At 49.1% G+C, this 14,203-nt stretch carries 9 protein-coding genes; 4 read left to right on the forward strand and 5 right to left on the reverse strand.

What is annotated here, in order from left to right; translation table 11 throughout:
• The first annotated feature begins 2 nt into the window (after nt 1–2).
• Nucleotides 3–1,247, forward strand: coding sequence for an ABC transporter substrate-binding protein (locus tag R7F67_RS02915; protein WP_203514903.1), 1,245 nt, complete (start codon nt 3–5; stop codon nt 1,245–1,247).
• Between the two features lie 74 nt (nt 1,248–1,321).
• Here R7F67_RS02915 and R7F67_RS02920 read toward each other — a convergent pair whose 3' ends face one another.
• Genes R7F67_RS02920 through R7F67_RS02940 form a run of 5 tightly spaced genes read right to left on the reverse strand, consistent with a single transcriptional unit; the run spans nt 1,322 to nt 8,570 of the window.
• The gene (locus tag R7F67_RS02920; protein WP_318056879.1) at nt 1,322–2,524 is read right to left on the reverse strand and encodes a type III PLP-dependent enzyme; all 1,203 of its coding nucleotides are present in this window, start codon (nt 2,522–2,524) and stop codon (nt 1,322–1,324) included.
• Nucleotides 2,517–4,346, reverse strand: a complete 1,830-nt coding sequence (locus R7F67_RS02925) for an IucA/IucC family protein (protein WP_318056880.1) — start codon at nt 4,344–4,346, stop codon at nt 2,517–2,519. Before R7F67_RS02925 ends, R7F67_RS02920 begins: the two co-directional genes overlap by 8 nt.
• The gene (locus R7F67_RS02930) at nt 4,318–5,523 is read right to left on the reverse strand and encodes an MFS transporter (RefSeq protein ID WP_054576553.1); all 1,206 of its coding nucleotides are present in this window, start codon (nt 5,521–5,523) and stop codon (nt 4,318–4,320) included. The genes R7F67_RS02925 and R7F67_RS02930 overlap by 29 nt, the downstream gene beginning before the upstream one ends.
• 6 nt (nt 5,524–5,529) lie before the next feature.
• Nucleotides 5,530–7,362, reverse strand: coding sequence for an IucA/IucC family protein (locus R7F67_RS02935; protein ID WP_318056881.1), 1,833 nt, complete (start codon nt 7,360–7,362; stop codon nt 5,530–5,532).
• Entirely contained in the window at nt 7,359–8,570 is a 1,212-nt protein-coding gene (locus R7F67_RS02940; protein WP_054576555.1) for an acetyl-CoA carboxylase biotin carboxylase subunit family protein, read from the reverse strand. The genes R7F67_RS02935 and R7F67_RS02940 overlap by 4 nt, the downstream gene beginning before the upstream one ends.
• Nucleotides 8,571–8,820: 250 nt before the next feature.
• Here R7F67_RS02940 and R7F67_RS02945 point away from each other — a divergent pair, with 250 nt between their 5' ends.
• The 3 genes from R7F67_RS02945 (at nt 8,821) to R7F67_RS02955 (ending at nt 14,141) form a co-directional block, all read left to right on the forward strand.
• Entirely contained in the window at nt 8,821–10,857 is a 2,037-nt protein-coding gene (locus R7F67_RS02945; protein ID WP_033906633.1) for a TonB-dependent receptor, read from the forward strand.
• A gap of 120 nt (nt 10,858–10,977) precedes the next feature.
• Entirely contained in the window at nt 10,978–13,116 is a 2,139-nt protein-coding gene (gene pvuA, locus R7F67_RS02950) for a TonB-dependent siderophore vibrioferrin receptor PvuA (RefSeq protein ID WP_054576556.1), read from the forward strand.
• 101 nt (nt 13,117–13,217) lie between these two features.
• Complete coding sequence (locus R7F67_RS02955; protein WP_025768676.1) at nt 13,218–14,141, forward strand: Fe(3+) dicitrate ABC transporter substrate-binding protein FecB; 924 nt, start codon at nt 13,218–13,220, stop codon at nt 14,139–14,141.
• The last annotated feature ends 62 nt before the right edge of the window (nt 14,142–14,203 follow it).

Here is a 14,203-nt window from a genome sequence, read left to right on the forward strand (position 1 = left end):
CTATGAACAAACTGGCATTCTTGTTCCCACTGTTGCTCGCCCCTTGCGTCGCTCACGCTGAGTCTCCACAAGGGGTAGAGTTTTTACATTGGTGGACTTCTGACGGCGAGCAGCAAGCGCTGCAAACACTTAAAGCTCAGCTAAAACGGCACGATATAGAGCTGCTGCAAAGTCCGGTGTTAGGCGGTGGTGGCGACAGCGCGATGACGGTACTGCAAGCACGCGCGCTGGCGGGCAACCCACCGAGCTTCGCGCAAATCGAAGGGCCAAGTATTAAGGCGTGGGATGCCATCGGTATTTTGCACAACGTCAACGCGGTAGCGGATGAGCAGCGCTGGGACGAGGTGCTCTACCCGCTGTCTATCGAAATCAATAAAACACAAAACGGCTATATCGCCCTGCCACTTACGCTGCACCGCTTGAACTGGTTGTGGGTCAACCACAAGCTGCTTAAACAACTGAATCTTTCCGCGCCGAAAAATTGGCAAGAAATGTTCGCCGCCATGGAGCTTGCGAAGCAAAATGGCATCGAGCCGATCGCAGTCGGTGAGCAGCCGTGGCAAGTCGCCCAACTTTTCGAGAACTTAGTGATCTCCACTGGCGGCGTTGAGTTCTACACCAATGCAATGGTTAAACTTGAGCGAGACAGCATCGACAGTGATACCCTGCGCCAAGCGTTGACGCAATTTCGCCGCCTGAGTTTGTTGATCGACAACCAATTACCCGACAGTAAGTGGGATACGGCGACCCAAGCGCTAGCCGACGGTCAAGCGCTGTTTCAAATCGGCGGTGATTGGATTTTGGGTGAGCTGCTCGCCAATCAAGTCTCAGTTCCACAAGAGGTCGGCTGTTACCCAACGCCTGACAGCGATGGTGTATTCCTCTACAACATGGACAGCTTGGTGTTTATGTCGAGCAAGTCGTTTTCTTCCGAGGCTGCTCAGCAAACCGCAAGCGCGCTGGCAGACGTCGAGTTTCAAGCCAAGTTCAATAAGGTAAAAGGCTCGATTCCGGTACGCACCGATATCGACATCAGCGATTTTAATCCGTGTCAGGTCCAGTCATATCAAGACTTTCACTACGGCGTTAAACACAACCTCGCTGTGCCGAGTATGATTGATTCAATGGCGGTCAATCCGGTTGCTCAGCAAGCGATAAACTCGGAAATCTTCCGTTTTTACCGCAATCCCAAGATGGAACCCGACGAGCTGATAAAACGCATTATTGCTATTTCGCAAAGCGGTTAATGGCAATGAATTTGTGCCGAGATGGAATAAAAAAGCCCCAATGATTGGGGCTTGAGTAAAGCGAAGTATGCCGTTTAAAAATAGTGGAAGATCGGCGGTTCATGCATCAAGAAGTTTTGATGGGAGATGTTCCACGCATAGGCGCCCGCTAAGGTAAACACAACATAATCACCAATATCGACGTGGGCGACGTGTTGATTGCGTGCCAGCACATCTTTGGGCGTACAAAGCTGACCGACAAAGGTCGCTTGTGTATGCTGAATTGGGTGAGAAATTTCGTGGTGTTGCTCGTTTTTCAGGATGACGAATGGATGATCATGGCTCTGCGCCGCTGGCGTGCGGAAGTGGTGAGTTCCTCCGCGCGCGATGACAAAGTTTTCGCCAAGATTTTGCTTAATATCCAGTACTTCCATCACGTAATAACCGCATGCCGCCGTGATGAAACGTCCGCATTCAAAACGCAGTGTCCAATCTTGCACTTGCTCTTTGGCGATGAGGAATTCCAACTTGTCGCAAAACTCCATCCACGGAAAGTGTTGCTCAGGGTTTTGGTAGTTAATCCCCATGCCTCCGCCTAAGTTGATCATCAGCTCACCGAGTTCAAACTCTTGTTGCCACGCTTTCACGACTTGGAAATAGCGCTGCATTAACGCTAAGTGGCGTTCAACATCAAGCTGATGCGACATCAAGTGAAAATGGAAGCCTTTGAGTGACACTTGCGGGAAATCGCGCAGCAACATCAAAGCATTGCTCAGTTCGGACTCGTCCAAGCCAAACGGAGTCGGCTTGCCGCCCATTGCCAACTTGCTGAGCGTGATGTCGCCAATATCGATGTTCATACGCAAAAAGATCGAAGCAGGGCGGTTGAGGCGCTCGGTTAGCGCACCAATGCGTTGCAGCTCAGTGAGGCTTTCGACGTGAATCGCATCGACATCAAGTTCAATCGCTTGTTGCAATTCACTTGGCATTTTTCCTGGGCCACCGAAGATCAATGGTTTATCGAGTTGTTGCTGGTGGAGGTGTGCCAACTCCCCGCCAGATGCCGCTTCAAAACCATCGACATACGGCGCGAGCGTTTTGAGAATCGGGCCCGATGGATTGGCTTTAGCTGCGTAAAATAGCTCGACATTTTTCGGCAAAACGTGACGCAGTTGTTTGATGTGTTCTTCTAAGGCGCTTAGGTCATACACGTACGCGCACAAGGGTTGACTTTGCTGCCGTGCGAGCGTGTGAACTTGTTGGCAAACGTGTGTCGGTAGAGAGAGTGAATTAGACATGTTGCGATCCTTTTTCGTGTTGCTGCCAAGGCGCGGCGACTTGGGTATAGCCCGACTCCTTATCGGCTTTTTGCATCAAACGCGTGGTGAAATTATTTTTGCTTGGGAAGTGACCGCCATTTAGCAACGTTTCTAGTTCCGGTTGTTTTCCATTCACTGATTGCCAATGCACAATGGCACTTTGCACCGCATTCCACAGCGTTTGCTCTAGTGGCTCATCACCTTCTGCGATGAAGAAAATCGCTTCGCTGATGTTGTTGATAAAGGTGCAGTATCCGATGCGATTCCAGCCTTGTTCGCGACTGTAGTAAACCGATTGTCGTGCGCGTTCAGACGAGTCAGTTAATGTTTCTGCTGGCCAGAACTCCGGCAGTAATTTAGTGCCTTCCAAATCACGAATCCAAACACAACACGGCATCTCTTGCTCAAAGCCAATCAGGGTGTTTTGCAAATGCGGCTCAAACGCCACCCCGTGTTTGAAGTAGTAATTAAATACGCCCGGGATCAGGCAATGCAAATAGCGTTCAAACCAAAGTGTCGCGATGTCGGAATAGCGATTTTGCGTAGTACGCGCTTTGTTTTTAAGGCGTTGAGCAATGCGACTGTTGCCGTTATTATCGTAAGCAAACAGAGCGCCAGCGAGGGTTGGTTTCAAGATGTCGACTTCGCTCAGCGAGAAATTTTCGCGATACAAAATCCCAAACGATTCGCGTGCTTTGGTGTTGTCGTCCCAGTTGTGCTCAGCGACACTTTCTAGATTCAACGTGGTGGCGTAAGGCTCTGTCATCACTTTAAATACGGGGTTGTGCAGCTGTTCGTTTTCTCGAATCGGTTTGAGAATCGACGTGAGCTGCACGGCGCTGTCGAGTTCGTACCACGCGTTTTTGCGCACGCAATTGGTTAATCGTACGTTGATGGAGAATTTCGCAAACCAGTCCATATCTGGGTGGTAGAGGGTACGAACTGAAGAGGTCGGCTGCATCTTTTCACCACCTAAACCCAGTGGTGTGATCTTGCCTTGCTCAATGGCACGCTTCACGCTTGGGTTGCTCAAAATGGTGTAGCTTTCCCAAGGATGGCAAGGGTAGAGGGTCTTCTCATTGCTGGCGGTGTGTTGTGGCGCGAGCTGTTGTAGCATGCGCTGCGCAGGGTTAGCTTCTCCGTCAGAACTCAGCACATCAAGTAAGGACGTATCCACTTCAAACCAGTACAGCGGGACTTGCGCGCCGACTTCTGGAGAAAACGCCAAGAGATCATCCATGGTGACGCCCGAACGACTTTTCGGGGTCGGATGGAAAGTATGCCCCCAAATCAGAGATTGTTCCGAAGCGATAAATTCGTTGTGATGCGATTTGGGCGCGACGTTGAGAAACTGCTCGGTAACCAGCACGCTATTTTCCAGTTGTTCGATCAGCTCATGGTTAAATGGGATCGCCAACACCTGCTTGAGATAGTTAAGCAAAAGCGTAAGAGTTTGCGTGGCATCCAATTTCGCCCAACCAGATCCCGGCATTTTCGCCCACGGCAGTTCTGCCAATTTGATTTTGCCCAGTTTGCTCGCGTAGTGAATCGGCAAAACCAACACGCCATTTTGTTGAGAAAGATGAACGGCTATCCGCTGTTTAGCGGGATAGTTGCGTTTTAACGTTTGGGGTAGCGATGTCGATTGGTAGTGCCATTCCACTTGTTGATTCGGTAGCGCAAATTCACGTAAGTAACAATTAAGAACACCCATTATCGTGTTGAGTTGGGCTTTCTCACGGTTGAGCTGCACCTCATGCGCGCGCAACTCGCTAGTCTGAGAGGATTGAGTTTGTAACATGTTGATTTCCAAATTTTGAGTGGAGAACCAGCGCGATCAAGGTGATTACGCTGACTATCGCAGAAAGTAGGAAAGGAACCTCAAGTAGCCCCAAGCTAGAAATGAAAGAAGCGCAAAATCCCGCTGCCACGCCACCCCATTTGGACATGGCATCAAAGCGAGAAAATACTTTGCCACTGAGTTTGCGATCCAGATTGCTCGCAAGATGCTGATGCAATCCGTGATAACAACACACCATCGCGATGCCGAAGATAATTCTCGCAGCAATGAGTGCGGTTTCGGACGCAATCAAATGCAAAGCAGAGCTCACGGCAAGCAATGCAAACCCGAGCCACAACGTGCGCAGCGGTTGATGGCGACTCAGCCCATCTGACAACACGTGGATTTTGCCTGCCAGCAACAGATAGACACCATGCGGCAGTGCGTACAAAAAACCGATCCATGCGTGGTTAGTGATGCCATATTGCTGCACAAACGGCGAGAAATAAGGAAAGGTCACCACCATGGAAAACGCAAACCCGAACTGAGCAAAGAAGATCCAGCGAATGGCATGCATTGCGTTTTTCTGTGCAACCGGTTTTTCTTGCTGAGATTCTGAGTTTGGCTTTTCGAGGTTTCGTTCGGCGGGTTTATCCGCAGGCAGTGTTAGCGTGATGCCCATAGCAATTAAAGGCAAAACGCATAACCACAGGTACGCGTTGAGTGGGTTGGTTTCGGACAAGCTCCAGCCGAGCCCAATGGGCGCAACGATCAGCGCCAAGCGAGCAGATAGTTGGGTTTTATTGAGTGACTTGCCGAGTGTTTTGGCTTCTTTAATTTGACTAGATAAGTAGCTGTTCGAGGCGGCCATGGTGCCGCCAAAGGTTCCTTGAACAATAAGACCAAACACAAACATGGCGAGGTTGTCTGCCAAGCCGCACAGCGCAAAACCTGCTGCAAGGCCAAGTTGCGCACGCAAGAGTGAGCGGCGGCGACCGTAGCGATCGGCAAAGTTGCCCCAAAATCGCGCCGCCAACGCAGTACAAAACGTAGGTAGGATAAACAATACCCCTGCCCAGTCCGCATCAATGCTTGCGCCTAATGTTGGCAACACGACGGGTAGAAATAGCGGCATACCTAACGCGGCAAACGCAGCGATAAAGTGGCACAACAACACACTGTAGATGAGTTTGGTCATAATCGTTTAACGTACGCTTTTTTTGATGGCTTCTAAGTAGGCGCGCTGCGCTTCTTCGCTAGAAAGCAGCAAGAAGTTCGGGACCGACAAACCATAGAACTTATTGATGTCACTCGCGCCGGAGGCTTCTTTCGAGAGCAAACTGCCAGAGCTCAACAAGTACTTGGCGTACAAATCAGGCGCCTCTTGCAGTAACTCGCGTGCCAGTTTTGTTTCTAACCCTTCGCCTTCCAATCGGTTGAGTTGCTCAGCAATGCTTTTGGCCACGATGGCGTAAAGCGATGCTGAAGAGGCAATGCCCTTTGTAGCCATTGCTTCTACAATCGCTGCGATATCCAATTGTAATGTGATGGTGGTAAACATCTGACCGAGCGCCAATTCATTGTCGACTTTGATGCGTTGGTCGAGCAGTTCATCGCAATCCACTGGAATTGTTTTTGCGCCGTGTTTTTCGGCAGCATGGTCTGTTGCAAAGCGGAAGCGCTCTGGCCAAATTCGCGCCGCGTCGTTGTCTTTCATCGCGAGCGTCATTTTGCCCTGTTGATCAAATGCAACGATGGCGTTTTGCTGGTTGGACTCCAATGCAATGCCATAACGAAGCCACAAGGTGAGGTGCACTTGGCATAATAGATCGACGTAATCTTGGAACCACGCCAGCGTATCTTGTTGATAGTAATGTTCTGCCAAATGTTCTAAGAACAAGCGGTCGTCAGGCATTGGGCTTGCCAGTGCTGCAACCGGAACTAACGCTTTGTCTTCGCAATGAGTAAGTGGGTACTCACGTACGATGTACGCGAAGGTTTTATCCTCGCCGACGTGTCCACCGTGTTTTTCGTTGCAATGGAACAAGCGACTGTTTAAGTCGGCGTCCGTTTGTTCAAGGTGGCTGAGTAGGCGTTCAAACCAGTGGCCGTCATACAGTGTTGAAGGCTTGATTAAGCGAATATTTTTTGTGCCTAGCGATCGCATGATCAGCGGAACCTTGATGTGAATGTGCGGTGCCTCGTTGACGGCCACAGTACGAACGGAAAGCGTCGGCGTCACGTCTAGATACGTTAAAGGCGCTTCTATCATGCCTTCGGGTAAGGCTTCTAAAGATCGCAGGGTGAGCGGATGTGCAGGGAACAGAACGTGGCTCAGTGCAAAATCAGCAGGAAGCCCAACTTGCTCCATGGTCGGCCAGCAATCAGGTTGTTCGCTGGTTAATGTCACCAGTGATTTTTCAATCGCAATCCAATGCAGAGCAAAGCTTTGTGCGAACTCGGGCGCGTACTTAGCAAGGTCTTCATCGCTCAGACCAAACTTCGCACGCGCAGTTGGATAGTACGGATGGTCAAGGTAAGAAGCGATCTGGTCGGCTAGCAGCAGCTTTTTATGCCAGGAACCAAGCTCGGATATTGGTTGAGAAATGTGGTCTGCGTGATGATGAAACGCTTGGTCACACAGCGCTTTGTGTTTCTCTGCACATTCCAGTTCTTGAAGGTATCCCGCCAGCAACTCGTGAGAGCTCTCATGCGCCAGTGTCGTTAGTAGTGCAATCCACTCTTTGTAATGTTGTTGATGTTCGACTTGGCCATTTTTCTCCACCCACCAACCTTGTGGTGCTTCGTCATTGGCGTGACCGTAGCGCCAGTGCTGCATGTAATACGTTGGCGCAACGGGTAAATACAACGTGAAATCAGAGTTGGCAAATATCAGCCAGACTTGCTCGCCTTGAGGAACAATTCCCCCTTTTGGCGCGTCGCTACTGAACTTGGCTTTCGACAAAATGCCAAACATGTCTTCCCGTAAGCAAGTGTCGATCAATCGTTGCGTTAGATACAAAGCGTTGTCATTCATGCTGCCACCTCACGAGTCGGAGCGAGATCGAAATTGCTAAGCGCGTTCTGCAGCGCTTGGTCGAGGTTTCGCCCTGATGGTGAGACAATCGAAATTCGGGCGAGATAATCCTTATTGGAATAACTCTGTTGGAAGTGTTCTCCAGCGGTTTTTAGTACCTGTTGCTGAGTGATGATATCGTCATCGTGTTGGATGAAGGAGGTTGAATCTCCATCAATCACACCACTGTGCTCCGCAACCACATAGTGCACGTGCGCTGACCCATGAATTTGGTAATCGCCGGCCAATCTTCGGCCCAAATGCAGACCCAAAATTGTGCTAAACCAACCGAAGTGAGCGAGATTGTTGAGCAAGAATTCGCGGCCATCTCCAATACTGCGGTAGTTAATTTCCACCAGAACCGGGCCATTTTCCGTAATGATAAATTCGCTGTGGCAAACTCCAAAACCAACGCCGAACGCTTTAAGTTGAGCCAAGCAAGCTTCTCGGTGAGCAATGCCGTTTGGTCCGTTCCAGTCTGCGGCGGTTTCGATAAAGTAAGGCGGCTCAGAGAGCGACACATCAAAACCGCCCACGGCGATAAGTTGGTTACCGTCTCCTAAAGTTTCGAGCGTAACCAACGGTCCTTGAAGAAACTGCTCCACCAGAATGGCGGTGTTTGGGTGCTTTTGCCAAAACGCCTCGGAGTAAGCATCGAGCTCGCTTTGGGAGTCACAGCGCTGTACATCTAAACTTGCCACGCCTTCTTTGGGTTTTGCTACGACAGGGAAGGCCATGCCTAATGCCACATTCGAATGGCGATGCAGCAAACAGCTTTGTGTGTTGGGTAAGGATTTTTCATTTAACACCTGTCGAGTTAAGTGTTTGTTTTTGGCCTTTAACGTGACAGACCAATCTTTGGATGGGAGGCCAAAAAATTGCGCGCAGATGGCGGTGGAAGTTTGTAAGTGATCACTATTGCTGAAAATAGCGTCTGGCTTTAATTCATGCTCCGTGATGGTTTCGATGAGTTCTAATGGGTTGAAGACATCACATTCTAGAATGGTATCCGGATTAAAGTGACTATCACGACTCGCCAGCTCTAAATGGCTTAGCTTGTGGTCGGTGATAAGAACGACGTGAAGGTCCATCGCTTTAGCTGCAGGCACAAAGCCGTGAGTGACTGCATCGTTAACGACATGACTTACGATAATCATCGTAGATTTCATGAGCTTTCCTAATTTTCTAACATTTTCTTCTAACGTTGATAAAGTCGCTCACGGTCGTCTTCCAATGTGCCTCTCTCGAGACGGAGGGCAGAAGTTTTAGTATTTATTGTTATGATATTTGGTTTTTTTTGTTGTTAGTTGTGTTTTTAGGGTAAATAAATATAGAGCATAAAATTAATATTGCAAATAGAAATAATATTTGTTCTTATTTCCATCCGTTGGCTTTATAACAACTAAACGGAATTATGGAATGAATAAATTATTGACCCTGACCCCCTTGGCGGTCGCGATTGGTTCTTCATTAGTAGCACCAAGCGCAGTGGCTTCAGAAGAGACGAACTCAACCTCATCAGCAACTGAAACGATTCAAGTCTTCGGTCATCAGTACGAAGGTTATGCTGAACACATGCCTCAATCAGGCACCAAAACCGATGTGGAATGGCTTGATGTGCCACAAGCGGTATCCGTAGTAACGAAAACAGAAATGCAAGACCGAGGCGCGGTGCGTTTAGTGGATGCGCTAGATGGGGTAGCCGGGGTCAATAACACCTTGGGCGAAGGCAGCCGCGATCAGTTCATGATCCGTGGTTTTGATTCACTCAACGATATGTACCGTGATGGCTTGCGAGATGACGGTACGTTGCAGTCTTACCGCAGCTTAGCGAACGTTGAACGCGTTGAAATTGTGAAAGGCCCTGCGGGTGCTTTGTATGGCCGCGGTTCGGCTGGGGGCATCATCAACTTGGTGACGAAACGCGCTAACGGTGAGAATTTTACTCACGTAAACGGTAGTGTAGGCAGCAACAACCAGTATGTTGGTCAGGTCGACAGCTCAATGGCGTTTACAGATAAGGTCAACGGGCGTATTAACTTGGAATACCGTCAAGCCGACTCGTACGTTGATCATGTTGATTCAAACGATTTCTTCATTGCACCGACCATTCGTGTGTTACCAGCGGACGGTCACACCATTGATATTGACGTGGAATACGCCCATCAAGAACTAGTGCCGTATCGTGGTGTGCCATCAAAAAATGGCAAGCCAGTTGATTTGCCAGTAAGCACTTACTTTGGCGGCACAAACGACTATCAGGAGTCAGACAGTCTCCGTATTGCGGTGGATTACGAATGGCGTCTGAATGATCAATGGGTATGGAACAACCGAGCGGCGTTCAACCATATCGAACTTGAGCAAAAAGGCACGCGTCAGGGCAAAGTGACGGGTAATGAAGTGTCTCAAACCGTCAACAACTTTGGTTACGATCCACGTACTACGACCACTTTACAATCTGAGTTGGTTTGGGAAACCAGGGACAATCAATTGATGGTGGGTGCAGATTTCAACCAGATCGATATCGACCTAACGTTGGCAAGTGACAAAACGCTTCCTCCGCAAAATATATACGACCCAGTCGTTGGTCCAACGCCTGATCCGGGCTTTAAGCCATTTCGTGACAATACCACCACCACGACAGGTTTGTATGTGCAAGACGTCTATACGTGGGGCGACCTTTCTTTGATCGGTAACGTGCGTTACGACTCGATGGAGCTCGAACAACAAAAAGCGGGCTCAGATAAGGAAAAGTTGGATGATGACAAAGTCAGCTACCGTGCTGGTTTGGTATACCGCATCAATTCCGACACATCCGTATACGCCAGTTTAGCGCGCTCTTGGCAGTTACCGTACGCTGGTATCTACATCAATCCAAAATTGGCGGAATTCTTCCACACCGACTTAAAAGAGGTGGGTGCGAAAGCGTACCTTTTGGATAACGCATTAATGTTGAATGCGGCACTGTTCCAGATTGATCAAGAGCAACCACAAACTAACGTGGACGGCGATGTGATCGATAAAATTGAAGTGCGTCACCAAGGCATTGAATTAGAGGCTCGCGGCCAAATCACCAAACAGTGGGACATCTCTGTTGGTTACAGCTACTTAGATGCGGAAGACAAAGCCACAGGCAAAAAGCCTAACGATGTATCAGACCACTTGTTCTCTCTTTGGAGCACTTACCAATTGGATGACAACTGGCGTTTAGGCGGTGGTGTGAAGTACGTGGGCGACCGTTACGCAGGTAACGACGAAGCCGTCGCACTTGGCGATTACACAACGGTGGATTTGATGGCGGCGTACACCACTGGTCGTCACAAAATCCAAGCGAACGCTTACAACATTTTGGATGAGAAATACATTCTTGGCGCAACAAACGGCACGTCTGGCTTAAACCAGATTGGCTACGGCGCACCAGCCGAGTTCATGCTCAGCTACGGATATCAGTTCTAGGCTTTTTGTGCGTAGTTAGCGCCTGTTAGCCGATTTTTGCCTCATATTGAGGATGTTTAGCCCCTAGAGCCTACGGGATGTATTCTGCCCGAGGCTCAATTTCTCGCAAAGGAGATCTTAATGTCTTACCAGAATTTGGATGGTAAAGTGCGTGTACGTGCTGGTTTGTCTACCACTTACAGTGTGCTTGCGATTGCAATCGCTTCTGCCACATCCATGAGCGCGGTTGCTGCTCCTGCTAAAAAAGAACAAACTACCACGATGGAAACCGTCGTTGTCACTGGTAGCGTGATTGGTAAATCTGAAATTGAAGACGTCAAAGAGTACCCAGGTGCTCGTACCGTCATTACCCGCGATCAAATCGAGAAAACCGCCGCAGGCTCGATTGATAACGCGCTACAGCGCGTGCCGGGTATTAAAGTTCAGGATGAAAGCGGAACGGGCGTATTGCCTAACATTTCCGTACGTGGTTTGAAAGCAAGCCGTAGTGGTCATGCTCAGTTCTTGATGGATGGTGTACCGCTAACACTTGCGCCATATGGTCACACTGGTCAGTCTATCTTCCCAGCAACACTGTCGATGCTTGATCGTATTGACATTGTACGCGGTGGTGCCGCAGTACAGTACGGCCCAAACAACGTCGGTGGTGTGATCAACTTAGTGACCAAACCGATTCCACACACGTGGCAAACTGAAATCAGTAACCGCCTTACCGTTTTTGATGGCGGTGATGCGCCGCTGAATGATTTTTACCTACGCACGGGCGGCTGGTTAAGCGACACATTTGCACTACAGTTGGAAGGTAACTTCCTAAAAGGTGAAAGCTTCCGTGAACATTCCGATACGGACGTGAAGAACTTCCAAGCCAAAGCACAGTGGCTACTGAGTGACACTCAAGAGATTCAAGCATTCCTGCAACGTTACGATGCTGAAACGCAAATGCCGGGCGCACTTTCGCCACAAGATTACGAGCAAGATCGTCACCAATCGAAACGTCCTTACGATGATTATGAAGGTAAGTCGACGCGCTGGAGTGTTAAGTACATCCACGATTTGCCATTTGCCGACAGTGCCGAGCTAGAAGTGCTAACGTTTGGCCATAAGTCAGAGCGTCTTTTCAAGTGGGGCTTTAACAGCGCGGGTGGCCATTGGGCGGATCCGGCTCTGCCAGCGACGGACGTTCGTACCTCTCCACGTGAATTTACCGTGTATGGTATAGAGCCAAAAATGGCGATGTACTTTGGCGAAGGTAAATCCGTTACTCAAAACTGGATCGTGGGTACCCGTTATGTTAATGAAGACATTGACTACAAACTCACTCAGACTCCAATCGCCGGTGGTGCAACCAGCGTTCCGCGTGATTGGCATCTAGATACGGACGCGTTTGCTGGATACGTTAGCAACGAAATTGGTTTGTTCAATGATACATTGAAGGTAACGCCTGGGTTGCGTGTTGAGTCGGTTCGAATGACGTTTACCGATCGTGGTAAAAAACAAACGGCAGACAACACCGTGACGGAATGGTTGCCAGGTTTGACGGTGGCATACAACTTAACTGACCAGTGGGTGACGTATGCGAACGCGCAAAAATCACTTCGTGCGCCACAAATTGCCTACATCCGAGGTTTGGGTGAAGAAGGTAGCGAACTGGCTTGGAACTACGAAGTCGGCGCGCGTTACACCCAAGATGCGACCAGCTTTAACGCTGCACTTTATCGCATCGACTTTGAAGATCAATTGCAATGGCAAAGCTCAACGCAGACCTTCGATAACATCGGAAAAACACTTCACCAAGGCATAGAGCTTTCTGCTCGTTACGTGCCTGAAGCACTACCTGCACTGAGTTTAGGCGCAAGCTACAACTATCTAGACGCTACGCTTGAAGAAGAAGGCGCGAATAAAGGTAATCAACTGCCTTACACCTCTAAGCATCAGCTTGGTTGGGATGCAACCTACGCATTTTACGGCATGGACACCACGCTATCGGGCTTCTACTTTAGTGATTCGTATACCGATAACGCCAACACCAGTGCCGAAGATGCAACTGGCGCAACGGGTAAAGTACCATCTTACATGGTGTGGAACTTCAACTTGGGGACGGATTTATACAAAGACGACAAAGGCAAGTTACGCATGAATGTTGCGGTGAACAACTTGTTTGACGAGGAGTATTACTTCCGCGGGATTGATACAAGCCCAGTTGGTCGGTACCCAGCTCCGGGACGCTCTTACACACTGGATCTGAACTATCAGTTTTAAGCGTTTCGTTCACCGAGTTTGAAAAGAAAAGTCGCCAATTTACCTTGGCGACTTTGCCGATCTTAGGTAATGGAAAACTCTTAGCACTGGAAAAAAGCAAGATGAAAAATAAAAAACAATTTACGATCAAACACTTTTCAACAGTTTTGCTGATGCTGTTGAGCTCAGCTTTGATGTCATTTAGCGCATTTTCTCAGGCGCGCAGCGTGCAAGATGAGCAAGGCACTTTTGAGCTAGAAGCGATACCTCAACGTATTGTGGTTTTAGAATTTTCGTTTGTCGATGCATTAGCGGCAGTCGATGTCTCACCTGTAGGCGTCGCCGATGACAACGATGCCACACGAGTCATTCCTGCTGTTCGTGCCAAGGTTGGTCCTTGGCAATCGGTCGGCATGCGCTCGCAACCGAGTTTAGAGGCGATTGCGGTGCTCAAGCCGGATTTGATCATTGCTGATGCAGAACGTCATCGCGCGATTTATCAAGATTTGCAGCGAATTGCGCCAACTTTGCTGTTAAAAAGCCGTGGTGAGACATATCAAGAAAATCTCGAATCCGCACACAAAATCGGCGTGGCAATTGGCAAACAAGCGAAAATGACACAACGAATTGAGCAGCACAAACAGACAATGGCGGAGTTCAAACAGCATTTTGCAACACAGGAAACCATTCAGTTTGGTGTGGTTTCTGACAAAGGGATGTGGTTGCATAGCCCGGTTTCTTACGCTGGGGGCGTTTTGAGTATGCTGGGCATCCAAAGCCCGCTGGCTCCATCTGAGCAAAAAGCGTATATCCCAACCAGTTTCGAACTTTTACTAAAAACCAACCCTGATTGGTTGTTAGTTGGACTTTACTCTCAACCAAATATTGTGGATGAGTGGCGCAAAAATCCATTGTTTAAGTTGCTAACTGCTGCGAAAAAACAGCAACTTGTTGAGGTTTCTCCTGAACTGTGGTCGTTAAATCGCGGCATGTTGGCTGCGGAAGAAATTGCCCGCAATCTTGAAGCGTTATTGGAGCGCTCATGAGTGCGGCGATAAGCTCGGAAAGCGCGTCTTCGGTTAGCAAATCGCATTGGAAAGCGAGCTTG

The sequence above is a fragment of the Vibrio sp. YT-17 genome (genome assembly GCF_033337375.1).
Classification (GTDB): domain Bacteria; phylum Pseudomonadota; class Gammaproteobacteria; order Enterobacterales; family Vibrionaceae; genus Vibrio; species Vibrio alginolyticus.